The sequence below is a fragment of the Piscinibacter sp. genome (assembly GCF_047600445.1).
Taxonomy (GTDB): Bacteria; Pseudomonadota; Gammaproteobacteria; order Burkholderiales; family Burkholderiaceae_C; genus Piscinibacter.
The window spans coordinates 2617603-2640616 of sequence record NZ_JASGKT010000002.1 but is presented as its reverse complement, the minus strand read 5'-3'; the positions used below and the strand labels follow the sequence as shown (position 1 = coordinate 2640616).

At 71.9% G+C, this 23014-nt stretch carries 23 protein-coding genes; 8 read left to right on the top strand and 15 right to left on the bottom strand.

Annotated elements, in window-relative coordinates; all coding sequences use genetic code 11:
• Positions 1–71 precede the first annotated feature (71 nt).
• Positions 72–749 (top strand): Crp/Fnr family transcriptional regulator, encoded by a 678-nt coding sequence (locus QM792_RS16555; protein WP_415151650.1) that lies wholly within the window; start codon positions 72–74, stop codon positions 747–749.
• Between the two features lie 13 nt (positions 750–762).
• Here QM792_RS16555 and QM792_RS16550 read toward each other — a convergent pair whose 3' ends face one another.
• The 12 genes from QM792_RS16550 to gspG all read right to left on the bottom strand — a co-directional run bounded on the left by QM792_RS16550 (position 763) and on the right by gspG (position 12301).
• Entirely contained in the window at positions 763–1659 is an 897-nt protein-coding gene (locus QM792_RS16550) for a 5'-nucleotidase (protein WP_415151201.1), read from the bottom strand.
• 4 nt (positions 1660–1663) lie between these two features.
• Positions 1664–2878, bottom strand: coding sequence for a type II secretion system inner membrane protein GspF (gene gspF, locus QM792_RS16545; RefSeq protein ID WP_415151200.1), 1215 nt, complete (start codon positions 2876–2878; stop codon positions 1664–1666).
• Positions 2879–2882: 4 nt separating this feature from the next.
• The gene (gene gspE, locus QM792_RS16540; protein ID WP_415151199.1) at positions 2883–4304 is read right to left on the bottom strand and encodes a type II secretion system ATPase GspE; all 1422 of its coding nucleotides are present in this window, start codon (positions 4302–4304) and stop codon (positions 2883–2885) included.
• Positions 4305–4315: 11 nt separating this feature from the next.
• The gene (gene gspD, locus QM792_RS16535) at positions 4316–6511 is read right to left on the bottom strand and encodes a type II secretion system secretin GspD (protein ID WP_415151198.1); all 2196 of its coding nucleotides are present in this window, start codon (positions 6509–6511) and stop codon (positions 4316–4318) included.
• Positions 6512–6513: 2 nt separating this feature from the next.
• Entirely contained in the window at positions 6514–7401 is an 888-nt protein-coding gene (gene gspN, locus QM792_RS16530) for a type II secretion system protein N (protein WP_415151197.1), read from the bottom strand.
• A complete protein-coding gene (gene gspM / locus QM792_RS16525) occupies positions 7398–7922 on the bottom strand; it encodes a type II secretion system protein GspM (protein WP_415151196.1) in 525 nt (174 codons plus the stop codon). Before gspM ends, gspN begins: the two co-directional genes overlap by 4 nt.
• Complete coding sequence (gene gspL, locus QM792_RS16520; protein WP_415151195.1) at positions 7919–9196, bottom strand: type II secretion system protein GspL; 1278 nt, start codon at positions 9194–9196, stop codon at positions 7919–7921. The genes gspM and gspL overlap by 4 nt, the downstream gene beginning before the upstream one ends.
• A 96-nt stretch (positions 9197–9292) precedes the next feature.
• Positions 9293–10255 (bottom strand): type II secretion system minor pseudopilin GspK, encoded by a 963-nt coding sequence (gene gspK, locus QM792_RS16515; protein ID WP_415151194.1) that lies wholly within the window; start codon positions 10253–10255, stop codon positions 9293–9295.
• A 97-nt stretch (positions 10256–10352) separates the two neighbouring features.
• Positions 10353–10997, bottom strand: coding sequence for a prepilin-type N-terminal cleavage/methylation domain-containing protein (locus QM792_RS16510; protein WP_415151193.1), 645 nt, complete (start codon positions 10995–10997; stop codon positions 10353–10355).
• Positions 10997–11365: a type II secretion system minor pseudopilin GspI gene (gene gspI / locus QM792_RS16505; RefSeq protein WP_415151192.1), complete on the bottom strand. Its 369-nt coding sequence runs from the start codon at positions 11363–11365 to the stop codon at positions 10997–10999. The genes QM792_RS16510 and gspI overlap by 1 nt, the downstream gene beginning before the upstream one ends.
• Positions 11362–11826 (bottom strand): Tfp pilus assembly protein FimT/FimU, encoded by a 465-nt coding sequence (locus QM792_RS16500; protein ID WP_415151191.1) that lies wholly within the window; start codon positions 11824–11826, stop codon positions 11362–11364. The genes gspI and QM792_RS16500 overlap by 4 nt, the downstream gene beginning before the upstream one ends.
• Before the next feature lie 22 nt (positions 11827–11848).
• Positions 11849–12301, bottom strand: a complete 453-nt coding sequence (gspG, locus tag QM792_RS16495; protein WP_415151190.1) for a type II secretion system major pseudopilin GspG — start codon at positions 12299–12301, stop codon at positions 11849–11851.
• 60 nt (positions 12302–12361) lie between these two features.
• Between gspG and QM792_RS16490 the strand changes: the two genes are divergently transcribed.
• Positions 12362–12973, top strand: coding sequence for a type II secretion system protein N (locus tag QM792_RS16490; RefSeq protein WP_415151189.1), 612 nt, complete (start codon positions 12362–12364; stop codon positions 12971–12973).
• A 7-nt stretch (positions 12974–12980) separates the two neighbouring features.
• Here QM792_RS16490 and QM792_RS16485 read toward each other — a convergent pair whose 3' ends face one another.
• Together QM792_RS16485 and ilvA are read right to left on the bottom strand one after the other, a co-directional pair.
• On the bottom strand, positions 12981–14054 hold the full coding sequence (locus QM792_RS16485; RefSeq protein WP_415151188.1) for a nicotinate-nucleotide--dimethylbenzimidazole phosphoribosyltransferase: 1074 nt from the start codon (positions 14052–14054) through the stop codon (positions 12981–12983).
• A gap of 16 nt (positions 14055–14070) precedes the next feature.
• Positions 14071–15609 (bottom strand): threonine ammonia-lyase, biosynthetic, encoded by a 1539-nt coding sequence (gene ilvA / locus QM792_RS16480; RefSeq protein WP_415151187.1) that lies wholly within the window; start codon positions 15607–15609, stop codon positions 14071–14073.
• 329 nt (positions 15610–15938) lie between these two features.
• On the opposite strand from ilvA, the gene QM792_RS16475 reads away from it, so the two are divergent.
• Positions 15939–16361, top strand: coding sequence for an OsmC family protein (locus QM792_RS16475; protein ID WP_415151186.1), 423 nt, complete (start codon positions 15939–15941; stop codon positions 16359–16361).
• Positions 16362–16461: 100 nt separating this feature from the next.
• Here QM792_RS16475 and coq7 read toward each other — a convergent pair whose 3' ends face one another.
• The gene (coq7, locus tag QM792_RS16470; protein ID WP_415151185.1) at positions 16462–17079 is read right to left on the bottom strand and encodes a 2-polyprenyl-3-methyl-6-methoxy-1,4-benzoquinone monooxygenase; all 618 of its coding nucleotides are present in this window, start codon (positions 17077–17079) and stop codon (positions 16462–16464) included.
• 257 nt (positions 17080–17336) lie between these two features.
• Between coq7 and QM792_RS16465 the strand changes: the two genes are divergently transcribed.
• The 5 genes from QM792_RS16465 to QM792_RS16445 all read left to right on the top strand — a co-directional run bounded on the left by QM792_RS16465 (position 17337) and on the right by QM792_RS16445 (position 23012).
• Positions 17337–18404: a porin gene (locus tag QM792_RS16465; protein WP_415151184.1), complete on the top strand. Its 1068-nt coding sequence runs from the start codon at positions 17337–17339 to the stop codon at positions 18402–18404.
• Positions 18405–18478: 74 nt separating this feature from the next.
• Positions 18479–19189 (top strand): DUF3047 domain-containing protein, encoded by a 711-nt coding sequence (locus QM792_RS16460; protein ID WP_415151183.1) that lies wholly within the window; start codon positions 18479–18481, stop codon positions 19187–19189.
• A gap of 19 nt (positions 19190–19208) precedes the next feature.
• Entirely contained in the window at positions 19209–20192 is a 984-nt protein-coding gene (locus tag QM792_RS16455; protein ID WP_415151182.1) for an ABC transporter permease, read from the top strand.
• The gene (locus QM792_RS16450; RefSeq protein WP_415151181.1) at positions 20192–21415 is read left to right on the top strand and encodes a M20 aminoacylase family protein; all 1224 of its coding nucleotides are present in this window, start codon (positions 20192–20194) and stop codon (positions 21413–21415) included. Before QM792_RS16455 ends, QM792_RS16450 begins: the two co-directional genes overlap by 1 nt.
• A 19-nt stretch (positions 21416–21434) precedes the next feature.
• Positions 21435–23012: an ABC transporter substrate-binding protein gene (locus tag QM792_RS16445; protein ID WP_415151180.1), complete on the top strand. Its 1578-nt coding sequence runs from the start codon at positions 21435–21437 to the stop codon at positions 23010–23012.
• Positions 23013–23014: the final 2 nt, after the last annotated feature.

The following is a 23014-nucleotide window of genomic DNA, read 5'->3' as shown; positions in this document are numbered from 1 at the left end:
TCGCCGACACCGCCGCCCGCCCCGCGCCGCTGCGCCAGCGCGCCCGGACGCCGCGCCGCGACGAGCTGGAGATGATCCCGTGGCTGGGCGTGCTCGACGACGCCGAGCGCCAGCGCGTGGTCGGCGCGCTGCAGGTGGTGGAGGCCAGCCCGGGCGACTTCGTCTGCAAGATCGGGCGCCGCGCCAACTACTGGTTCGGCGTGCTCGACGGGCTGCTGAAGATGAGCAACGACAGCTCGCACGGCCAGGCGATCACCTACACCGGCCTGCCGCCGGGCGCCTGGTTCGGCGAGGGCACGCTGCTCAAGCGCGAGGTGTACCGCTACAACATCGAGCCGCTGCGCCGCAGCGTGGTGGCCGGCCTGGAGATCGCCGGCTTCGAGTGGCTGCTCGAGCGCAGCATCCCGTTCAACCGCTACGTGATGAGCCTGCTCAACGAGCGGCTCGGCCAGTTCATCGCCGCGCGCGAGATCGACCGGATGAACGATCCCGACACGCGCGTCGCGCGCAGCCTCGCTGCGCTGTTCCACCCGGTGCTGTACCCGGGCGTCGGCACGCTGCTGCGCATCACGCAGCAGGAACTGGGCTACCTGGCCGGCCTGTCGCGCCAGCGCGTCAACGAGGCGCTGCGCTCATTGCAGGCCGAGGGCCTGATCGGCATCGAGTACGGCGGGGTGAGGGTGCTGGACCTGGAGCAACTGCGGCGGCATGTGCACCGCGGCGCCGACGGCGCCGCCCAGGCGCGCTGACGCGCCGCCGCGTTCAGCCGTTCACCACCCCCGCCGCCACATGCCCCGCCGGCACGTGCGGCGCGGCGTTCTCGATGTGGCCGGTCTGGTCGTCGAAGAAGAAATCGGGCTCGAACTCGCGCAGGAACTCGCCCTTGGGCAGCCCGCCGAGGAACATCGCTTCGTCGACCTCGATGTGCCAGTCCATCAGCGTGCGGATGGCGCGCTCGTGCGCCGGGGCGCTGCGCGCCGTCACCAGCGCGGTGCGGATGCGCATGTCGCGCCCCGGCTCGCGCTGCAGCGCCTGCAAGGCGTGCAGCAGCGGCTTGAACGGCCCGGGTGCCAGCGGCGTCGCGGCGCGCTGGTGCTCGTGGGTCTGGAAGGCGTCCAGCCCCTGGCTCTGGAAGACGCGCTCGGCCTCGTCGGAGAACAGCACCGCGTCGCCGTCGAAGGCGATGCGCACCTCGTCGGGGTGCGCGTCGGAGGCGCGCGCCGAGTGCGGGTAGACACGCGCCGCCGGCACGCCGGCGCCCAGCGCCGAGCGCACGTCGGCCTCGTTGGTGGACAGGAACAGGTTGGCCGCCAGCGGCCGCAGGTAGCGCCATGGCGACTCGCCGCGCGTGAACACGCCGCGCTGGATGGGCAGCCCGTAGTGCCGCGCCGAGCGGAACACGCGCATGCCCGAGACGGGGTCGTTGCGCGACAGGATCACCACCTCCACGCGCGGCTGGCCGGGCGCGTTGAAGGCCAGCAGCTTGTTCACCAGCGAGAAGGCCACGCCCGGCTTGGCGGCGTGCTCCAGGCGCTCGAGCTGGAGCTGCATGTAGGCGCGGTCGTCCTCGACCTCGAAGACCCGGTTCTCCTCCTCGAAGTCGAAGAGGGCGCGCGACGAGATGGCCACCACGAGCTGACCGGCCAGCGAGACGGGCATCGGCCTACCTGACCCACTGGTTGAGCTGGATGATCGGCAACAGCACCGCCAGCACGATCAGCATCACCACGCCGCCCATCGCGACGATCAGCAGCGGCTCGAGGATGGTCGCCATCTGCATCGCGCGGCGCTGCACCTCGGCGCCGAGCTGGCGCGCGGCGCGTTCGAGCATCACCGGCAACTGGCCGGTCTGCTCGCCCAGGCGCGAGAACATCGCCAGCAGGCCCGGGAAGCGCTTCTTGGTGGCCAGCGCGGAGGCCAGCGGCGCGCCCTCGCGCACCTGCACCAGCGCCTCCATCGCGTCGGCGCGCATGGCGCGGTTCGACAGCGTCTCGGCCGCCGCCTGCAAGGCCTTCAGGATCGGCACGCCCGCGCCGGCCAGCATCGCCAGCGTGCCCGCGAAGCGCGCCGCGTTGTAGCCGCGCGAGAGCCGGCCGATCAGCGGCAGCGTCAGCCAGGCGGCGTCGAAGCGCTCGCGGAAGGCCTCGTTGCGCAGCGCGAACAGCAGCGCGCCCACGCCGCCGGCGACCGCCAGCACCAGCAGCCAGCCCCAGCTTCGCAGGAAGCCGCTGATCGCGAGCATCGCCACGGTGAGCATCGGCAGCGCGCGCTTGGAGGTGGTGAACACCGAGGCCACCTGAGGCACCACGTAGGTGACGAGGAAGACCACGATCACCACCGCGATCAGCGAGACGATGGCCGGGTACAGCGTCGCGCCGATCAGCTTGGCGCGCAGCGCCTGGCGCTCCTCGAGGTCGTCGGCGAGCTTCTCCAGCACCGGGCCGAGCGCGCCGCTGGCCTCGCCGGCGGCGACCACGCCGCGGTAGACGTCGTCGAACTCGCGCGGCAGCGTGGCCAGCGCGCGCGCGAACGACGAGCCCGAGTTCACCTCGCTGCGCAGGTGCGCCACCAGCTCGCGCTGGCGGTTGTCCTCGGACTCGTCGGCCAGCGCGGTGAGCGCGCGTTCGAGCGGCAGGCCCGAGCCGACCAGGCCGGCGAGCTGGCGCGTCCACACCGTCAGGCCGGTGCTGCCGAAGACCTTGCGCTTGAGCGTCAGCGCGCCGGCCGGCGTGCTGTCGGCCGCCACCACCTTGACCTCCAGCGGCACCAGCGACTGCGCGCGCAACTGCGCGCGTGCCGCCTTGGCGTTGTCGGCTTCGAGCAGGCCGCTGGCGGGCTTGCCGGCGGCGTCGAGAGCTTCGAACTTGTAGGCGGGCACGCGATTACTCTCGGGTCACGCGCAGCACCTCTTCGAGCGAGGTGATGCCTTCGGCGACCAGGCGCTCGCCGTCCTCGCGCATCGAGCGCATGCCGGCTTCCTCGGCGGCGACGAACAACTGGCTCTCGGCGGCGCGGCTGTGGATCAGCGCCCGCACCTTGTCGTCGGCCACCATCAGCTCGTAGACGCCGGTGCGGCCCTTGTAGCCGCTCATGCCGCACTCGGCGCAGCCCACCGGGTGCCAGCGGCCGCGCTCGTCGGGCTTCTTGCAGTGCGGGCAGAGCTTGCGCACCAGGCGCTGCGCCAGCACGCCCAGCAGCGAGCTGGACAGCAGGAAGGGCTCGACGCCCATGTCGGTCAGGCGCGTCACCGCGCTGGGTGCGTCGTTGGTGTGCAGCGTGGCGAGCACCAGGTGGCCGGTCAGCGAGGCCTGGATGGCGATCTGCGCGGTCTCGAAGTCGCGGATCTCGCCGATCATGATCACGTCCGGGTCCTGGCGCAGGATGGCGCGCAGCGCCTTGGCGAAGGTCAGGTCGATCTTCGGGTTGACCTGCGTCTGGCCGATGCCGGGCAGCTCGTACTCGACCGGGTCCTCGACGGTGAGCACGTTGGTCGTGCTGGTGTCGACGCGGCCCAGCGACGCGTACAGCGTCGTCGTCTTGCCCGAGCCGGTCGGCCCGGTGACGAGCACGATGCCGTGCGGCTGCTGGATCAGGTTGTCGAAGCGCGTCAGCACGTCGCCGCTCATGCCCAGCGACTCGAGGCTGAACTTGGACTCGCCCTTGTCGAGCAGGCGCAGCACCGCGCGCTCGCCGTGCGCCGAGGGCAGCGTGGACACGCGCACGTCGACCGCGCGCCCGCCGATGCGCAGCGAGATGCGGCCGTCCTGCGGCAGGCGCTTCTCGGCGATGTCCAGCTCGGCCATGATCTTCAGGCGCGAGATCAGCGCGGCGTGCAGCGCGCGGTTGGGCTGCACCACCTCGCGCAGCGTGCCGTCGACGCGGAAGCGCACCGCGCTCGATCGTTCGTAGGGCTCGATGTGGATGTCGCTCGCGCCGTCCTTCGCGGCCTGCGTCAGCAGCGCGTTGAGCATGCGGATGATGGGCGCGTCGTTGGCGGCTTCGAGCAGGTCTTCCACCGCCGGCAGGTCCTGCATCATGCGCGACAGGTCGACCGCGCTCTCGACTTCGCCGACCACCGTGGCCGCGCTCGACTCGCCGCCGGCGTAGGCCGCGGCGATGCGGCTGGACAGCGAGGGCGCGGCCTCGCGCTCGAAGGCGTCGACGTCGTACAGGCGCAGCACCTCGGACAGCGCCGGCAGCGACACCGTCTCGGGCGCCCACAGCACGAGGCGCTCGCCGTCGTCCTCGAGCAGCAGCGTGTTCGCCTTCGCGAAGGCGTAGGGAAGCGGGTGGCGCGCGCCCATCGCCCGCGCCCCTACTGCGCCGGCGCCGAGGCGGGCGGCGCGGCTTCGGGCGGCGGTGGCGGCGGCACCTCCTGCGACGGCAGGGCCGGCAGCACCGGCGCGTCGTGCAGCGGCAGCAGCAGGTTGGGCACCGGCTGGGCGCTCTGCTGGCGCGCGCGGATCAGGTCGTAGCGGTCCATCGACAGGCGGTTGGCGGCGTCGTTGTCGCGCATGATGGTCGGCTTGAGGAACACCATCAGGTTGCTGCGGTTCTTCTCGCGCTTCTCGCTGCGGAACAGCGCGCCGACGAACGGGATGTCGCCCAGCAGCGGCACCTTGGCCTTGGTGTCGCGGAAGGTCTCGTTGATCAGGCCGCCGAGCACCAGGATCGCGCCGTCGTCGACCACCACGGTCGACTCGATCGAGCGCTTGGTGGTCGACGGGCCGGCGTTGCTGGTGCCCGCCGCGGTGGTCTCCTTCACCGCCGACTGCTCCTGGTAGATCGTCATGCGCACCGTGCCGCCCTCGCCGATCTGCGGGCGGATGCGCAGCGTGATGCCCACGTCCTTGCGCTCGATGGTCTGGAACGGGCTGGTCGTCGCCGTGCCGGTGTTGGTGTACTGGCCGGTGATGAAAGGCACGTTCTCGCCGACGACGATCTTGGCCTCCTCGTTGTCGAGCGTGATCAGGTTCGGCGTCGAGACGATGTTGGTGTTGACCTGGGTCTGCAGCGCGCGCGCCAGCGCGGCCAGCGCGTAGGTGCCGCCGTAGTTGCGGATCAGCGCGATGTTGATGCCGTCGCCCGGCAGCGTGCTGCCCTGGCCGGCGCCGGTCTGCGACAGCGAGATGATGCTGGGGCCGCCCACCGAGGTGCTGGTGCCGGCGAACAGGCCGTACTTGTCGCCGCTGTTGCCCAGCAGGCCCTGCCACTGCAGGCCGAAGTCGGCGGCGTTGTCGCCCGACACCTCGACGATCATGCTCTCGATGTAGACCTGCGCGCGGCGCGAGTCGAGCTGGTCGATCATCGCGCGCACCTGGCGGTACAGCGGCTCGGCGGCGGTGATGATCAGCGAGTTGGTCGACGGGTCGGCCTGGATGAAGCCGCCGGTCGACGGCCCCGCGCCGGCGCTGACCGGCGAGGTCGATTGTGTCGACGCGCCGGCCGTGCCGCCGGCCGGCTGCGCCACCGCGGCCGCCGGGGCGGCGCTGTTGGCCACGCCGAAGTTCGCGCCGCCCCCGCCGCCCGCGGCGTTGGCGTTGGTGGCGAAGGCGGCGCGCAGCACCTGCGCCAGCTTGGTGGCGTCGGCGTTCTTCAGGTGCACCACCCAGACGTTGCCGGCCGCCGCCGAGCCTTGCAGCGGCTGGTCGAGCCGCTCGACCAGCGAGCGGATGCTGGCCATGCGCGCCGGGCTGCCGGCCTTGACCAGCAGGCTGTTGTTGCGCGAGTCGGCGATCACCGCGCTGTTGGCCGCGCCGGTGGCCGGCGCGCCCTGCACCGCGGCGGCGCTGGCCGAATCGGCCAGGCGCTGCACGATCGGCGCGAGATCGGCCGCCACCGCGTGGCGCAGCGGGATCACCTCGACCTCGCCGGCCGCCGGCGTGTCCATCGCCGCGATGATCTTGGCGATGCGCTGCAGGTTGTCGGCGTAGTCGGTGATGACCAGCGAGTTGTTGCCCGGGTTGGCGTTGATGGTGTTGTTCGGGCTGATCAGCGGGCGCAGCACCGGCACCAGGTTGTTGGCGTTCTCGTGGTTGAGCTTGAAGATCTGCGTCAGGATCTGGTCGCCGCGGCGGCTGGTCTCGCCCACCGCCACGGTGCCGCTTTGCAGCTTGGCGTCGGCCTCGGGCACCACCTTGAACAGCCCGCCGGCCTCGACCACCGTGAAACCCAGCCCGCGCAGCGCGGCAAGGTAGTTCAGGTAGGCCTCGCGCGGCGTGATCGGCTGCTCGCTGAACAGCGTGATCTGGCCCTTGACGCGCGGGTCGACGACGAACTGCTGCCGCAGGATCGCGCCCATCGCGCGCGACACGGCGTCGATGTCGGCGTTGACGAAGTTCAGCGTCACCGGCTCGCCGCCGGCGAAGCGGCCGCGCTGCGCCGGCGGCTTGGCGTTGCCCTGCGCCAGCGCGAGCGGGGCCGGCGGCAGCGCGACGGCCAGCAGCGTCGCGGCCAGCGCGGCGCTGGTCCGTCGCGGGGTGCGGCGCGGTGAGGTGGGATGTGGCTTCATGGTCATCCGATCGAAATGACGGATCGGGCGCCGTCGCGCCGCCCGATGATGTTCAGCAGGTTGGCCAGCGGGGCTTCTTCGCCGGGCGCGGCGCGCGCCTCGCCGCGAAAGCGCACGCCGCCGGGCGAGAGCGTGCCGTTGCCGCTGAGCTGCAAGGCGCCGTGCTGGGTCGACAGGATGAGCTGCGAAGCGCCGTTGCCCGAGGGGTCGGCGGCGATGCTCAGGCGGTAGCTGCCCAGCGTCTCGAGCGTCGAGACGCGCGAGGAGACGTCGAGCAGGTCGATGTCGGCGCTGCCGGCCAGGCGCCAGCGGCCCTGCACGCTCTCGACGCTCAGGCCCGGCGAGGCCAGCCGCACGCTGCCGCCGAGCTGCATGGTGTTCCACGGCGTGCCCAGGCCGCCCAGCCAGGCGCTCGGCCACTGGCCGACCCAGCCGGGGCTGGGCGCCAGCGCCAGCGTCACGCGGCCGAAGCCGGGCTTCACTTGCAGCGCGGCGGTGCCGTTCAGGCAGCATTCCTGGCGCGCGCGCAGTTCGAGGCCCAGGCCCTTGATGCCTATGGTCCAGTCGAGCCGGCCGGGCAGGGCGCTGGCGTCGCGGCTGTCCGGCCCGCCGGTCAGCACCACCACCGCGCTGCCCGACCACACCGTGCCGCGCGCGTCGGCCAGCAGCAGGCGCTGGTGGGTGGCCGAGGCGATGGCGCCGGCCAGCCAGGCGGCGGGCGCGAAGGCGACCACGCCGCCGAGCACGCCCAGCACCGCGCCGGCCACCGCCCAGCGCGCCGCGGCGCCGCGCGACTTGTCCCAGGCGATCTCGGCGAAGGTCGATTCGCCCCAGCCGGTGGCCGAGGCGGTGTGGGCCCAGCGCGGGCCCTTGCGGCGGCGGCCGATCATGGCGCTTCTCCGCCGCCGGCGAGCATGACCACCAGCGTGCCGGTGTAGCCCTGCGGGCCGCGTGTCAACTGCGCCTCGGCCGGGCGCACGCGCGCCGCGCCGCGCGCCTCCAGCAGCCAGCCGCGCAGCGCCTCGGGCGAGACGCCGTTGAGCGTCAGCGAGGCGCGGTCGCCCTGCATCGCGAGCCGGCCCTTGTCGCCGAGCCGGTCGGTGGCGGCCTTCAGCGCCGCCGCGGCCTGCGCCGGCGGCACCGCGGCCGCGCCGCGCAGGGTCTGGCTCTCGGCGGCCAGGCGCTGCATCTGCTGCAATTCCGCGTCGAGCACCGCCAGGCGCGCCGGCGCCTCGCGCAGCGTGCGCAGGGCCGGCTGCACCAGCAGCAGCCAGGCGACGAACAGCGCGACGACGGCCAGCGCCACGCCGAGCGCGAGCCGCTCGCGCGGCACGCGCGTGCGCCACCACACACGAAGCTGCTCGCGGGCCTTGGCCAGCGCCGGCGGCAGGGTCGGCGTGCGCGCGCTCACGAGCGGCCCCCGAGGCGCGCGCGCGACAGCACGAGCTGCCCGGCGTTGGACTCCACCTGCCAGCCGGCCGGTTGCAGCACGCTGCGGAACTGCGTGAGCTGCTGCTCGCTCCAGCCCGCGGCGGCCAGCGTCAGCCGGCCCGATTCGTAGCGCAGCGAGTCGACCGCCGGGCGGTCGGCCGGCCAGGCCGAGGCGGCGGCCATCAGCAGGGTCTCCAGGTCGTTCTCGCCCGGCTTGCCGGCCAGCGTGCGCAGCGACTGGATCTCGCGCTGCGCCACCGCGGCGGCGTCGCGCTGGATGTCGAGGTCGCTGGCGCGCGGGAAGGCGGCGCGCACCGCGGCCTGGATGCCCTTCTGGCGCGCCTCGATGCCGCTGCGCTGGTGCCAGGCCCAGAGGTTGAGCCCGACGATCTGCGCCGCCACCAGCGCCACCAGGCCCAGGCGCACCGGCCGCCACTGCGGGCTCGTGAACTTGCGCAGCGCGTCGCGCAGCGCGCGCGCGCCGCGGTTGCGCTGCGCGAGGTCGAACTGGCGCAGGTCCCACAGGCTGCGCGCCGCCTGCAAGGCGCGCTCGGGGCGCGACATCACGTTGACCGGCATGCCCAGCCACTGCTCGGCCGACGTCACCGCGGCGGGCGTGGCGCTCCAGCGCGTGCCGGCCGGCGCCGGGCGCGACACCAGCGCGCGCGCCAGCCCGCCGTGCAGGCCCAGGCTGGCCACGCCGTCGGCATGCGCCCAGTGCAGCAGCACGCCGGGCTCGCCGCCGCCGGCGCCGCCGCGCGCCTCGGCGCTCTCCGCGAAATGCCCGCTGGGCGGATCGTCGGGCCAGGAGGCCGGCACGATGCGCTCGACGAACACCTTGGCCTTCTCCAGCGCCGCCAGCTCGGCGCGCAGCCAGGCGCGGTCGACCGCGGCCACCCAGGCCGGCTGGCCGGCGCTGGCGCCGGGCGCGACGGCCAGGTGCACGCTGTCGGCGTCGTCGAGCAGGGCTTCTTCCAGCACGCCGGCGAGCGCGGCGCGCAGCCGCGCGGCCGGCGCCTTGGGCAGGGTGATGCGGTGCCAGCTCACGGCGGTGTCGGCCAGCATCGCCACCACCGTGGCGGCCTTGGGCAGCAGCGACGCGGCGCACTCGCCGTGGCCGGTGAGCACGACGCCGTCGCTGGTCAGCGCGTAGACGTACTCGGTGCCCAGGTCGGAGGCGGCGTTTTCCGGCGCGGCGCCGCCCCGCGCGCTGTGGCGCCGGCGTTCGGGGATCTGGACGACGAGGGTGGACATGGACGGCGGTTCAGGAACGGATCGGCATTGTAGGCAGCGGCGTTCTACAAACCTTCACAAATCAAGCACTTAGCCGGCCAATGTGCGCGCGCCGCATCAACGGCGCAAGCCCTCGACCGTGGACAACTGCTCGCGCTGCTGCACCAGCATGTCCAGGCCGTTGCGAAACACCAGCGAACGCTGCTCCAGCACGCGGTCGTCCAGCCGCAGGCGCCCGCGCACCTCGAACCAGCTCGACTGCACCGCCACCTGCTCGGCGTTCAGCGGCCCGAGGCCCGGGATCTGCGCCTCCACGTCCGGCAGCCGCTTGAACGGGTCGCGCTGGCGCAACTGCACCAGGCGCTCGGCGGTGGCGAGGTCCAGGCCCTTGATCGCGGCGGCGATCACCTCGCGCGGCGCGGTGTTGACGTTGACCGCGGTGCGCGCCGGCAGCAGCGTCGCATAGGGTTCGAGCGCGGCGATGGTGTCGGCATCGATGCCCAGCCACGCGAGCTGCGCCAGCGTGCGCGGCAGCAGCGGCGCGTTGGCGTTGCCGGCGGCGCGCGCGTCGCGCAGGCCGGCGGCGATGCGCGCGGCGAGGTCCGACCCGATGCCTATCGTCTGGCACAGCCGTTCCATCGCCTGGATGTCGGGCGGCGAGGGCTTGCCCTGGGCATCGACCAGGTTGGCGAGGTTGAAACGCGCCTGCGCGTCGTTGATCGCGCCGGACAGGAAGGCCTCGGGCCCGTCGTCCGCGGCGTTGTTGTTCTTGTCGGCGGCGAGGAAGGTCGACAGCCGCGCCTCGGCCAGCGGCGTGGCCCAGGGCTCGGTCAGCGCGGTCGGGCGGCCCGAGCGCGCGTCTTCGCGCAGGATCAGGCGCGCCCAGTCGAGCGCGCCTTGCAGGATCCAGGCCGATTGCATGCGCGCGCGCTCGGCGGCCTCGACCTGCACCGCGCGCCACTGCTGCCACACCATCGCCGCGGCCAGCGTGACGACCAGCGTGACGATGATCAGCGCCGTCAGCAGCGCGGCGCCGCGCTGGCGTCGCCTGGGTTGCGATCGAGACCCGCCACGCGGCAATCCGCAGCCACCAGGCGGTCGCCGCGGCACCGGCTTTGCCGGGCCGCTGGCGGCGCCCCCCCGGGGGGAGCGCCGCGGGCGCTGCGGGGGGGAGTCGTCATGGCCCGAGCAGCACGTCGCGCGTCAGCGTGCCGGCGAATGCGGCGCCGGGGGCGAAGCTCAGCACCACGCGCACGCCAGAGGGCAGCGCCATGCGCTGCGCGGCGCCGTTGGCCGCGCCCGCCGGCGGCGCGGCGACGTTGCCGGTGGACTGCGCGTTGGCCCAGCCGTTGCCCTGGAAGAAGTACACCTGCCACTGCGACACGCCCTCGATCGCGCGCACCTCGCCGGGCTCGCCGCCCATCAACTGCTGGCTGGCGAACCAGTTGTCCTGCAAGGCGGCGCTGCCGGTCACCGGCTTGGCGGCCCAGCGCTGCAAGGCGTTGTTGTCGGCGGCTTCGGGCTTGAGCCACCAGGCCACCACCTGCACGCCCTCGGGCGTGCTGCGCGTCAGGCGCAGCGCGGCGCCGTCGAACGCCAGCGGCGGCACCGTGCCGGTGTCCTGCACCGCGGCGAGGTCGGCCTGCCATTGCGCCAGCACGGTGGTCAGGCGCAGCGTCTGCTCGAGCTGGCGCTGGCTGGCGTCGCGCGTGCGCACGATGCCGTCGACGCCCTGCCAGGCCATCGCCGCCATGATCGCCAGGATCAGCAGCGCGACCAGCACCTCGACGAGCGTGAAGCCGCGGGGGCTGCGCGCGGCCATCAGTAGCGCCCCAGCACGGTGGACAGCGTCAGCACCGGCTCGCCCGCTTCGTTGAAGACCTGCGCGTCGACGCGCCGGAAGTTCGGATTCGGCGTCGGCCGCACCGCCAGCTTGCCGCGGTAGCCGCGGCCGAGCTGTTCGCAGCCGAACTCGCCGTCGCCGGTGCTGGGGAACTGCTTGCTCAGCTTCAATCCGGTCAACTGGTTGTCGGCGCACCACTGCGCGGCCGTCACGTCGGCCAGGCGCAGCGCGTTGTTGGTCAGCGCGCCGGCCGCCTTGATGCCGGCGCCCAGCGTCACCGCGACGATGGCCACGCCGACCAGCACCTCGATCAGCGTGAAGCCGGCGGCCGGGCGCTGCCGCTTCATCGCGCGGCCTCGTCGTTGCCGACCACGACGAAGGGCCCCAGCCCGTCGGTGGCCAGCACCAGGCGCTGCGCCTCCAGGCTGAGCACGACACGCTGCGCGCCGATCATCGGCTCGGGGCCGAGCACCAGCGCACGCGCGCCGATCACCTCGGCGCTGACGCCTTCGGCCAGCCAGTGCGTCGGCCGCGCGCCGGCCTCGGTGGCGTCGGGAAAGCCGACGAAGCGGAAACCCGGCACGTCGGCTTGGCCGGAGCGCGGCTCCCAGCGCCCTTGCAGCCCGGAGGCGCGCGCCTCGGCGCGTGCCGATTCGAGCAGCGCGGCCAGGCGCGCGGCCTCCTGTTCGAGGCGCGTCGCGGCCGGGTCGCGCATCGCCAGCGTGACCACGCTGCTGGCGATCGCGATCAGCGTGATGACGACCAGCAGCTCGATCAGCGTGAAGCCGGACTGCCGCCGCGCCCGCACCGATGCTCCCGCGCCGTTGCCGCTATTGCCAGGAGCCGATCTCGGCGTCCTTGCCCTCGCCGCCGAGCACGCCGTCGGCGCCGAAGCTGAACACGTCGATCTCGCCCTTCAGCCCCGGGTTGGCGTACTGGTAGGGCCGGCCCCAGGGGTCGTTGGGCAGCTTCTCGAGGTAGGGCTTCCAGTTCGGCGGGATCACGCCGCCGGTGGGCTTGACCACCAGCGCCTGCAAGCCCTGCTCGCCGCTGGGGTAGCGCTGGTTGTCCAGCCGGTAGAGCTTGAGCGCCTGCATCAGGTTGTTGACGTCGGTGCGCGCCGCGGTGACGCGCGCGTCGTCGGCGCGGTCCAGCACGTTGGGCACGATCAGCGCGGCCAGCACGCCGATGATCACCAGCACCACCATCAGTTCGATCAGCGTGAAGCCGCGCCGCGCGAGCGAGCGGCGGCTGCGGTGGGACGGGGTGGAGCAGGACATCATGAAACGAAGCGCCTCGGCACGGCCGCGGTAATGCAGACCTGGTCGATGATAATCCCGCGCATGTTCGCAAGAATCGCGGCCTTCGTCGTCTGGGCACTGGTAGCCGCCAGCGTGGTGTTCTGGGGGCTGCGCCTGCTGGTGCGCCCGCCCGGCGCGCCCGCCCACACCGTGGCGGTGGGCGACGCCGGCGCGCTGCGCGGCGACCTGACGCGCCTGCTCGGCGCCACGCCCGCCACCCCGAGCGACGTGCCCCAGGCGCCCGAGCTGGCCTCGCGCTTCAAGCTGCTCGGCGTGATGGCGAACAAGCAGGGCAGCGGCGGCTACGCGCTGATCGCCGTCGACGCCAAGCCGGCGCGCGCCTACGCGGTCGGCATGCCGCTCGATGGCAACCTGGTGTTGCAATCGGTGAACCTTCGCAGCGCGGCGATCGGCCCGGCGCAGGGCGCCGCCGCCGTGACGCTGGAGGTGCCGCCGCTGGCCGCCGCCGCCACCGGCACGCTGCCGCCGGCCACCGAAGGGCTGAAGTTCGGCGCCGACGCGGCGCCGCCGCCACCGCCGCAGCCCGCGGCGCCGATGGCTTTGCCGGGACAGGCCCTGTCCGGCGCGGTCGACGGCTCCCAGCCGCAGACGCCCCGGCCGCGCGGCCGGCCGCCGGCGGGCACGGCGCACTGACGCGGCTTCAGTTCAGCGAGCCGGCGCGCGACGGCGGCGCCATCTCGGCCGGCTGCGACGGGCCCGGATCCTCACCCTCGGCCACCTCGGTCAGCAGCGCGGCGGCGCTGCGCACCAGCGGCCAGGCCAGCGTGGCGCCGGTGCCGTCGGTGCTCTCCATGCCCAGTTCGAGCAGCGGGCTGGCCTGGAACAGCGACAGCGCGCGATCCAGGCCGGCGTGGCCGTGGCTGCGGCAGTAGACGCAGTAGTCGGTGACCGCCGGCGCGATGCGCGAGGCGACCATCAGCGCGGCGCAGGCGGTCATGCCGTCGGCGATCACGAGATGGCGTTTGCTGCCGGCCACCAGCATCACGCCGACCATCATCGCCATCTCGAAGCCGCCGAAGGCGGCCAGCACTTCCACCGGGTCGCTGGCGTCCTTGTGGCGCCCCTGCGCGCCCGACAGCACGGTGACGAGGTGGTTCAGGTCTTCCGGCGGCATCGTCGGGCCGGAGGCGATGAAGTCGCGCAGCGGCGTGTCGGACAGGCGCGAGAGCACCAGCGCCGCGCTGGCGTGCGCGCCCACGCCGATGCCGGCGCAGGCGATCGCGTTGCCGGGCAGCGAATCGGCGATCTCCATGCCGGCGCGGATGGCGGCGTGCGCCTGGTCGAGCGACATCGCCATCGCCGCGCGCGAGCTGCGCGTGCCGTGCGCGATCTTGCGCGCCAGCAGCCGCGCGTGCGGCGCCACCGGCTCGGCCACGCCGCAGTCGACCACCGACAGCTCCAGCCCCTGGATGCGCGCGAACACCGACACCGGCAGTTGCGAGCCGAGCAGGCGCGCCACCAGCTTGGCCGTCGAGGCGCCGCCGGGCACGCCGACGCCGTCGACCGCCAGGCCGTGGTCGGAGGCGAACAGCACCAGTTGCGGCGCGCGGAAACGCGGCTTGAGCGTGTTCTGCACCAGGCCCAGGCGCACCGCCAGCGGCTCCAGCTCGCCCAGGCTGCCGGTGGTTTCGCTGCGGCGTTGCAGCTTCTCGCGCAACGCCTGCTCAAGCAGCGGGTTGGCGGTGGGCGTGATCAGGGAGCGGTTGACCGACATGGCGCCGAATTGTGCGTCAGCGCAGGAACATGCGGTACACCGGGTTGTCGGTCTCGTCCTCGCAGGGATAGGCCAGCGTCTCCAGGAAGTCGCGGAACGCCTTCTTGTCGGCCCTGGGCACCTGGATGCCGACCAGGATGCGGCCGTAGTCGGCACCCTGGTTGCGGTAGTGGAACAGGCTGATGTTCCAGCCCGGGTGCATGCTGGAGAGGAAGCGCATCAGCGCGCCGGGCCGCTCGGGGAAGATGAAGCGGTACAGGCGCTCGTCCCTGGCCAGCTCGCTGCGCCCGCCGACCAGGTGGCGCAGGTGCAGCTTGGCCAGTTCGTCGTCGGTGAGGTCCAGCGTCGGGAAGCCGTGGCGCTCGAAGCCGCGCGCCAGCTTGTGCGCCTCCTCGCGGTTGGCCACCGCGACGCCGACGAACACGTGCGCCTGCGTCGCGTCGGAGATGCGGTAGTTGAACTCGGTGACCGCGCGCGGGCCGACCAGCTCGCAAAAGCGCTTGAAGCTGCCGCGCTCCTCGGGGATGGTCACCGCGAAGATCGCCTCGCGCTGCTCGCCGACCTCGGCGCGCTCGGCGACGAAGCGCAGCCGGTCGAAGTTCATGTTGGCGCCGCAGGTGATCGCGACGAAGGTCTTGCCCTTCAGGCCGTGGCGCTCGGCGTACTGCTTGAGCGCCGCCACGCCCATCGCGCCGGAGGGCTCCATGATGCTGCGCGTGTCCTGGAACACGTCCTTGATCGCCGCGCACACGGCGTCGGTGTCGACCACGACGAAGTCGTCGACCAGCTCGCGCGCGAGCCGGAAGGTCTCCTCGCCGACCAGCTTGACCGCGGTGCCGTCGGCGAACAGGCCGACGTCGGGCAGCGTCACGCGCTTGCCGGCGTGCACCGAGCGCAGCATCGCGTCGGAGTCGTTCATCTGCACGCCGATCACCTTGATCTCGGGGCGCACCGCCTTCAGGTAGGCCGCCACGCCCGAGACCAGCCCGCCGCCGCCGATGGCGACGAACACCGCGTCGATGGGCCCCGGGTGCTGGCGCAGGATCTCCATGCCGATGGTGCCCTGGCCGGCGATCACGTCGGGGTCGTCGAAGGGATGCACGAAGGTCAGGCCGCGCTCGCGTTCGAGCGCCTGGGCGTGCCCGAAGGCGTCGGAATAGCTCTCGCCGTGCAGCACCACCTCGCCGCCGAGCGCGCGCACCGCGTCGATCTTCAGCTTGGGCGTGGTGACGGGCATCACCACCAGCGCGCGGCAGCCGAGCTGCTTGGCGCCGAGCGCGACGCCCTGCGCATGGTTGCCGGCCGAGGCGCAGATCACGCCGCGCCGCAACTGCTCGGCGCTCAGGTGCGCCATCTTGTTGTAGGCGCCGCGCAGCTTGAAGCTGAACACCGGCTGGCTGTCCTCGCGCTTGAGCAGCACCTGGTTGCCGAGCCGGCGCGACAGGCCGCGCGCCGGCGCCAGCGGCGTCTCGCGCGCCACGTCGTAGACGCGCGCGGTGAGGATCTTCTGCAGGTAGTCGGCCAGCGTCGGCGCCTTGCTCTTCCTTGCCTTCATCGTGATGCGCCGGATCGGGTGGCTTTGCGGCGCCGCATCATACCCGCGGCCCCCGGGCGCAGCGCCCCAAGAAAAAGGCCCAAGGCATTGCTGCCCTGGGCCGAATCCACCAATGGAGGAGGTGGAGGAGACAATCGGCTCGGAGGCCCGTATGCCATCGAAACGAAAGCAAACGAGCACCGAATGCGAAGCAGTGTAGAGCCATTCATGCTGCGCCGCAATATCCCTTTGTGATCGAAGCTAGAGTGGCCGCTCGAAGCGAGGTGTGATGCGTTGCACAATGCGCCACGCACGCACCGCGGCGGGGCGCGAATGTCGAGGAAACGAACATGGAGTGCACGATCAACTGGCTGCCGGACAGCGGCATGGCCTTTCTCGCCGAGACCGGCAGCGGCCATCTGCTGACCATGGACGGCGCGCCCGACGGCGGCGGCCGCAACCTCGCGCCGCGGCCGATGGAGACCGTGCTGGCCGGCACCGGCGGCTGCACCGCCTACGACGTGGTGCTGATCCTCAAGCGCGGCCGCCACGACGTGCGCGGCTGCCAGGTGAAGCTCGAGGCGCAGCGCGCCGAGGCCGATCCCAAGGTGTTCACCAAGATCCACATGCACTTCGTCGTCAAGGGCAGGGAACTGCCCGAGGCCGCGGTGGAGCGCGCCATCCGCATGTCGCACGAGAAGTACTGCTCGGCCAGCGCGATGCTCGCCAGGACGGCCGAGATGACGACCAGCTTCGAGATCGTCGTGGGTTGAGCGTCGACCCCGTTCGGGCTGAGCCTGTCGAAGCCCATCGAGGTGCAGCGCGGGGCCCTTCGACAGGCTCAGGGCGAACGGGTGTCTATGAGGCCGCGCGTCAGATCCGCTGCGCCGTGGTCGTCATGACCTTGGCCGCGGCCTTCATCGCCCAGCGCAGCGGCAGCGGCAGCGTCGCCGCGCCGGCGGCCTGCGCCGCGGCGGCATGGCGCGCCTCGTCGTCGCGCATCTGCTCGACGATGGCGCGCGAGGCGTTGTCGTGCCCGGGCAGGCGGTCGAGGTGGCTTTCGAGGTGGCGCTGCACCTGGCGCTCGGTCTCGGCCAGGAAGCCGAGGCTGGCGGCATCGCCGGCGCGCCCGGCGGCCAGCCCGATCGCGAACGCGCCGCCGTACCACAGCGGGTTGAGCAGGCTGGCGCGCGCGCCGAGCTGCTGCAGGCGCTGCTGGGTCCAGGCGAGGTGGTCGGTCTCCTCGCGCGCGGCTTCTTCGAACTGCTTGCGCAGCGCGGGGTCGCGCGTCGCCAGCGCCTGCGCGCTGTACAGCGCCTGGGCGCACACCTCGCCCACGTGGTTGACGCGCATCAAGGCGCCGGCGCGCGCACGCTCCGGCTCGCTCAGCGGCTGCGCTTCGGCTTTCGGCCGCGGGCAAGGGCGTGCCGAATGGCTGCCGCCCGAGAGGGTGCGCAAGGCGGTGTCCAGGGCGACCAGCAGTGCATCCATGGTGTCGGCGAAGCTCTTTTGCGCAGCATAGCTTCATGCGCAGAACGAGGGTTTTCCCGGGCGTCGTGACACGGACGTGACGACGGGGCGCTCGTTGTCAGGAGACAACAAGCCTTGCGAAAACCCCCCTAAATCTTTGCAAGCCAAAAGGGGGTCTGGTGGAATACGCGGCAACTTCCGCTGAGGGGGTTGGCCTGATCTGTCCGCGAGGATGCCTCTCGATCGGGACCACTTGTTCAACCTAGGAGATAGTCGCAATGAAAAAATCTCTGCTCGCTCTCGCAGTCCTGGGCGCCTTCGCGGGCACCGCTGCGGCGCAATCGTCGGTCACGATCTACGGCCTGGTCGACATGAGCATCGCCAAGCGCAACGACTGCAGCCCTTGCGCGGTGAACCCGGGCGCCCCGGGCAACGAAGCCTGGACGATGCAGCAGTCGAGCGTCTCGCGCCTCGGCTTCCGCGCCAACGAAGACCTGGGTGGCGGCCTGTCGGCCCAGTTCCAGATCGAACACCGCTTCAACCCGGACACCGGCGCGCAGAACCAGACCCCGTTCTGGAACGGCCGCAGCTACGTCCAACTGACCAGCGCCGCCGCCGGCTCGGTCTACCTGGGTCGTGAGTACACCCCGGCGTTCTGGGTGCAGTTGAAGTCTGACCCGTTCGGCAACGACGGCGTCGGGCAGACCGGCACCGCCATCACCTGGGCCGGCTACTTCACCCCGGATTCGGCGTCTGGCGTGACGACCACCCCGCAGGCCGGCTGGCCGGCTGGTGGCAGCGCCCGCTCGTCGAACACCATCGGCTACAAGACGCCCAACATGGGTGGCCTGACCGCCAACGTCGCGGTGAGCCTGTCAGAAAGCACCGGCCAAGGCCGTGGCCTCGGCTTCAACGCCGAATACGCTGCCGGCCCGATCTACGCCGGCCTGGGCTACGAGAAGATCAACGACGGCGCTTCCGACGGCCGTGGCGTGCTCAACCTCGCGTTCCACTACAACCTGGGCTTCATCAAGCCGATGGTCTACTTCGCGAAGTCGAAGTTCGGCCCCAACGGCGACATCGACGGCAAGGTCGTGATGCTGACGGCCAGCGCCCCGCTGGGCAACGGCGTGCTGAAGTTCGGCCTGTCGCGCGTCACCTTCGACCTGCCGGCGGCCGCTGCCGAAGACACCCACACCAAGCTGGGCCTGGGCTACAACTACAACCTCAGCAAGCGCACCAACCTGTACTTCGATCTCGGCACTGCCAAGGGCATGGCCAGTCAAGCGGGTGTGAAGGGCGAGACCAGCACCGCCTACGCCATCGGCGTGCGTCACCAGTTCTGATCGCCCACCCGCCTCGCGCGGGTTCGATCGAACCGCTTCAAAGGCCGCCTTCGGGCGGCCTTTTTCATGAAGCCATGATCCGCCGCTGCTTCCTCCTCCTCTCGCTCGCCCTGGGCGCCTGTGCCTCCGGGCCGGAACCGGCTTCCGCGCTCGACGGTCCCTGGGCCGGCTGGCAGAACTACCCGCTGCCGGGCAAGCGCAGCACGGTCTACCGCACGCAGCGCGACGGCGCGCGCTTCATCGTGCAGGCGCGTGCCGACGCGTCGGCCAGCATGCTGCGCCGCCCCTGGCGCGTCGATGCCGCGCAGCTCGCGCGCGCGCAGTTCTCCTGGCGCGTCACCACGCTGGTCGCGCGCGCCGACCTGGCCGACGCCGAGGCGTCCGACTCGCCGGTGCGCCTGGTCTTCGCGTTCGACGGCGACCACGGCCGGCTCTCGCCGCGCAACCGCATGCTGTTCGAGCTGGCGCGCTCGCTGACCGGCGAGCCGCCGCCCTACGCGACGCTGGTCTACGCCTGGGACAACCGCGCCGAGCGCGAGTCGGTGATCCAGAGCCGGCGCAGCGACCGCGTCCGAAAGATCGTGCTCGAGTCCGGCGCCGCGCGGCTCGGCCAGTGGCGGCACTACGAGCGCGACATCGCGGCCGACTTCCGCCGCGCGTTCGGCGAGGAGCCCGGCGCGCTGCTCGGCGTGGCGCTGATGACCGACGCCGACAACACCGCCGGCCGCGCCGGCGGCGAGTACGGCGAGGTACGCCTCTTCACGCGCGACGGCACGCCGCTGTAAGACGCGGCATCATCGCGGCATGCTGGCTTTCATCCTGCGCCGCTTGCTCCAGGCCGTCGTCGTGATGCTGACCGTGGCCTTCATCGCCTTCACGCTGTTCCAGTACGTGGGCGACCCGGTCACCAACCTGCTGGGCCAGGACGCCACGCCCGAGCAGCGCCGGCAGTTGCGCACCGACCTCGGGCTGGACCGGCCCTTCCCGGTGCAGTTCGCGGCCTTCGTCGGCAACGCGGTGCAAGGCGAGTTCGGGCTCAGCCTGCGCCAGGGCCGCAAGGTGGCCTCGCTGATCGCCGAGCGGCTGCCGGCCACGCTGGAGCTGGCCGTGATCGCCGCGGCCATCGCGCTGCTGGCGGGCATCCCGATGGGCGTGTACGCGGCGCTGCGGCGCGGCAGCCCGCTGTCGCAGGCGATGATGATGTTCTCGCTGATCGGCGTGTCGCTGCCGACCTTCCTGATCGGCATCCTGCTGATCCTCGTCTTCGCGGTGATCCTGAAGGTGCTGCCGAGCTTCGGCCGCGGCGAGCTGGTCGCGCTCGGGCCCTGGTCCACCGGGCTGCTCACGGTCGACGGCTGGAAGCACCTGATCCTGCCGGCGGTCACGCTGGCGATCTTCCAGCTCGCGCTGATCATGCGCCTGGTGCGCGCCGAGATGCTGGAAGTGCTGCGCACCGACTACATCAAGTTCGCACGCGCACGCGGCCTGCCGGACCGCGTGGTGCACTTCGGCCACGCGCTGAAGAACACGCTGGTGCCGGTGATCACGATCACCGGGCTGCAGCTCGGCTCGCTGATTGCTTTCGCGATCATCACCGAGACGGTGTTCCAGTGGCCCGGCATGGGCCTGCTGTTCATCCAGGCGGTGCAGTTCGCCGACATCCCGGTGATGGCGGCCTACCTGTGCCTGATCGCGCTGATCTTCGTGCTGATCAACCTGGCCGTCGATCTGTTGTACTTCGCCGTCGACCCGCGCCTGCGCCTGTCGGCGGGAACCGGGGGGCATTGATGGCTGCGAGCGCTTCTTCTTCGTCCACGGCGTCCCTCGGCGCCTACCGCCGGCTGGTCGGCTGGCACGGCGAGCTGACCGCCTTCCGCCGCGACCTGCACGCGCATCCCGAGCTGGGCTTCGAGGAGAAGCGCACCGCCGCGCGCGTGGCCGAGGCGCTGCGCGTGGCCGGCGTCGACGAGGTGCACGAAGGCATAGGCCGCACCGGCGTGGTCGGCGTGGTGCGCGGCGCGCGCGGCAGCGCGGCGCGCGCGATCGGCCTGCGCGCCGACATGGACGCGCTGCCGCTGGTCGAGGAGAACGACTTCGCCTGGCGCTCCGCCACGCGCGGCCTGATGCACGGCTGCGGCCACGACGGCCACACGACGATGCTGGTCGGCGCGGCGCGCTACCTGGCCGCGACGCGCGACTTCGACGGCGCGGCGGTGTTGATCTTCCAGCCCGGCGAGGAGGGCTTCGCCGGCGCCAAGGCGATGATCGACGACGGCCTGTTCGAGCGCTTTCCGGTCGAGTCGGTGTACGCGATGCACAACTGGCCCTCGCTGCCGGCCGGCACGGTGGGCGTGAACCCGGGGCCGATGATGGCCGCTTCCGACCGCATCGAGATCACCGTGCAGGGCCGCGGCGGCCACGGCGCGCACCCCTATCTGGCGATCGACCCGGTGCTGGTGTCGGCGCACATCATCACCGCGGCGCAGAGCCTGGTGTCGCGCAACGTCAGCCCGCTCGACAACGCCGTGGTCAGCCTGTGCTCGGTGCATGCCGGCGAGCCGACGGCCTTCTCGGTGATCCCGCGCGAGGCGCGCATCGTCGGCACGGTGCGCACCTTCCGTCGCGAGGTGCAGGAGATGATCGAGGAGCGCCTGGCGCGCCTGGTGGAATCGGTGGCGCTGGGCTTCGGCGCGACCGCGCGCCTGAAGTACCTGCGCAACTACCCGGCGACGATCAACTCCGAGCGCGAGGCGGTGTTCGCCGCCGACGTGGCCGCCGCCATCGTCGGCGAGCAGAACGTGCAGCGCCGGCTGCCGCCGAGCATGGGCGCGGAGGACTTCTCCTTCATGCTGCAGGTGCGCCCCGGCGCCTACCTGCGGCTCGGCCAGGGCGGGGAGGGGAGCTGCTTCCTGCACAACAGCCGCTACGATTTCAACGACGACGTGTTGCCGCTGGGCGCGACGCTGTTCGCCTCGCTCGTCGAGCGCGGGCTGCCGGCCGCCTCTTCCTGAACCCACCTCCGGAGATGCCATGACACTGCGCCAGACCTTCCTCACCGCCGCGCTCGCCGGCACGCTGGCCCTTGGCTGCGCCGCCGCGGGCGCCGTCACGCTGCGCGTGGCCAACCAGGGCGACGCCAACTCGATGGACCCGCACTCGTTCAACGAGTCGCTGCAGCTCAGCTTCACCGGCAACGTCTACGAGCCGCTGGTCGGGCGCGACAGGAAGCTCGCGCTGACGCCGGCGCTGGCCACGGGCTGGAAGCAGACCTCGCCGACGGTGTGGCGCTTCGAGCTGCGCCGCGGCGTGGTTTTCCACGGCGGCGAGAAGTTCGGCGCCGACGACGTGGTGTTCACCTTCCAGCGCGCCGCCGGCGACGGCTCCGACATGAAGGGCTACACCTCGGCGATCAAGGAGGTGCGCAAGGTCGACGAGCACACCGTGGACATCGAGACCACGGCGCCGTTCCCCATCCTGCCCGACGTGATCTCGCTCGTCTACATCATGAACAAGTCGTGGTGCGAGGCGAACAAGGCCGAGAAGCCGGTGGACCGGCGCAAGGGCATCGAGAACGCCGCCTCGTTCCGCGCCAACGGCACCGGGCCGTTCCGCCTGAAGGAGCGCCAGCCGACCACGCGCACGGTGCTCGTGCGCAACTTCAACTACTGGGGCAAGGTCGAGGGCAACGTCGACGAGGTGGTGTTCACGCCGATCGGCAACGACGCGACGCGCGTGGCCGCGCTGATGTCCGGCGAGATCGACGTGATGGAGCCGGTGCCGCTGCAGGACGTCGAGCGCCTGAAGGCCAACGGCCTGAAGGTGCTGCAGGGCCCCGAGCTGCGCACCATCTTCCTCGGCATGGACCAGAAGCGCGACGAACTGCTGTTCTCCAGCGTGAAGGGCAAGAACCCGTTCAAGGACGTGCGCGTGCGGCGCGCCTTCTACCAGGCGATCGACATCGAGGCCATCAAGACGCGCGTGATGCGCGGCGCCGCCTCGCCGACCGCGCTGATGGTGGCGCCGGGCATCAAGGGCTTCGTGCCCGAGCTGAACAAGCGCCCGCCGCTCGACCCCGAGGGCGCGAAGAAGCTGCTCGCCGAGGCCGGCTACCCGAACGGCTTCGAGGTCACGCTGAGCTGCCCGAACGACCGCTACGTCAACGACGGAGAGATCTGCCAGGCGGTGGCCGCCAACCTGGCGCGCATCGGCGTGAAGATCAACCTGCAGGCCGAATCCAAGGCCACCTACTTCCCGAAGATCCTCAGCCGCAACACCAGCTTCTACATGCTGGGCTGGACGCCGGGCACCTACGACTCGCACAACGCGCTGTCCAACCTGATCGCCACGCCCACCGACAAGGGCCAGGGCCTGTTCAACCTCGGCAGCTACAGCAACCCGAAGATCGACGAGCTGACGCTGAAGATCCAGAGCGAGACCGACGAGGCCAGGCGCGGCGCGATGATCGCCGAGGCCTTCAAGCTGCATTCCGACGACTTCGGCCACATCCCGCTGCACCAGCAGGCGCTGGCCTGGGCGACGAAGAAGAACGTCGAGCTGGTGCAGTTGCCCGACAACTTCATGCCGTTTCGCTGGATCACGCTGAAGTAGGC

What these genes read in the sequence shown, in the direction of transcription:
- coq7 (WP_415151185.1), bottom strand. Translation starts at nt 17,079, where the DNA reads ATGGATGCACTGCTGGTCGCCCTGGACACCGCCTTGCGCACCCTCTCG.
- gspL (WP_415151195.1), bottom strand. Translation starts at nt 9,196, where the DNA reads ATGTCCACCCTCGTCGTCCAGATCCCCGAACGCCGGCGCCACAGCGCG.
- QM792_RS16460 (WP_415151183.1), top strand. Translation starts at nt 18,479, where the DNA reads ATGATCCGCCGCTGCTTCCTCCTCCTCTCGCTCGCCCTGGGCGCCTGT.
- QM792_RS16485 (WP_415151188.1), bottom strand. Translation starts at nt 14,054, where the DNA reads ATGTCGGTCAACCGCTCCCTGATCACGCCCACCGCCAACCCGCTGCTT.
- QM792_RS16450 (WP_415151181.1), top strand. Translation starts at nt 20,192, where the DNA reads ATGGCTGCGAGCGCTTCTTCTTCGTCCACGGCGTCCCTCGGCGCCTAC.
- QM792_RS16555 (WP_415151650.1), top strand. Translation starts at nt 72, where the DNA reads ATGATCCCGTGGCTGGGCGTGCTCGACGACGCCGAGCGCCAGCGCGTG.
- QM792_RS16475 (WP_415151186.1), top strand. Translation starts at nt 15,939, where the DNA reads ATGGAGTGCACGATCAACTGGCTGCCGGACAGCGGCATGGCCTTTCTC.
- QM792_RS16445 (WP_415151180.1), top strand. Translation starts at nt 21,435, where the DNA reads ATGACACTGCGCCAGACCTTCCTCACCGCCGCGCTCGCCGGCACGCTG.
- gspG (WP_415151190.1), bottom strand. Translation starts at nt 12,301, where the DNA reads ATGATGTCCTGCTCCACCCCGTCCCACCGCAGCCGCCGCTCGCTCGCG.
- QM792_RS16465 (WP_415151184.1), top strand. Translation starts at nt 17,337, where the DNA reads ATGAAAAAATCTCTGCTCGCTCTCGCAGTCCTGGGCGCCTTCGCGGGC.
- ilvA (WP_415151187.1), bottom strand. Translation starts at nt 15,609, where the DNA reads ATGAAGGCAAGGAAGAGCAAGGCGCCGACGCTGGCCGACTACCTGCAG.
- QM792_RS16550 (WP_415151201.1), bottom strand. Translation starts at nt 1,659, where the DNA reads ATGCCCGTCTCGCTGGCCGGTCAGCTCGTGGTGGCCATCTCGTCGCGC.
- gspD (WP_415151198.1), bottom strand. Translation starts at nt 6,511, where the DNA reads ATGAAGCCACATCCCACCTCACCGCGCCGCACCCCGCGACGGACCAGC.
- gspN (WP_415151197.1), bottom strand. Translation starts at nt 7,401, where the DNA reads ATGATCGGCCGCCGCCGCAAGGGCCCGCGCTGGGCCCACACCGCCTCG.
- QM792_RS16510 (WP_415151193.1), bottom strand. Translation starts at nt 10,997, where the DNA reads ATGGCCGCGCGCAGCCCCCGCGGCTTCACGCTCGTCGAGGTGCTGGTC.
- gspI (WP_415151192.1), bottom strand. Translation starts at nt 11,365, where the DNA reads ATGAAGCGGCAGCGCCCGGCCGCCGGCTTCACGCTGATCGAGGTGCTG.
- gspE (WP_415151199.1), bottom strand. Translation starts at nt 4,304, where the DNA reads ATGGGCGCGCGCCACCCGCTTCCCTACGCCTTCGCGAAGGCGAACACG.
- QM792_RS16455 (WP_415151182.1), top strand. Translation starts at nt 19,209, where the DNA reads ATGCTGGCTTTCATCCTGCGCCGCTTGCTCCAGGCCGTCGTCGTGATG.
- QM792_RS16490 (WP_415151189.1), top strand. Translation starts at nt 12,362, where the DNA reads ATGTTCGCAAGAATCGCGGCCTTCGTCGTCTGGGCACTGGTAGCCGCC.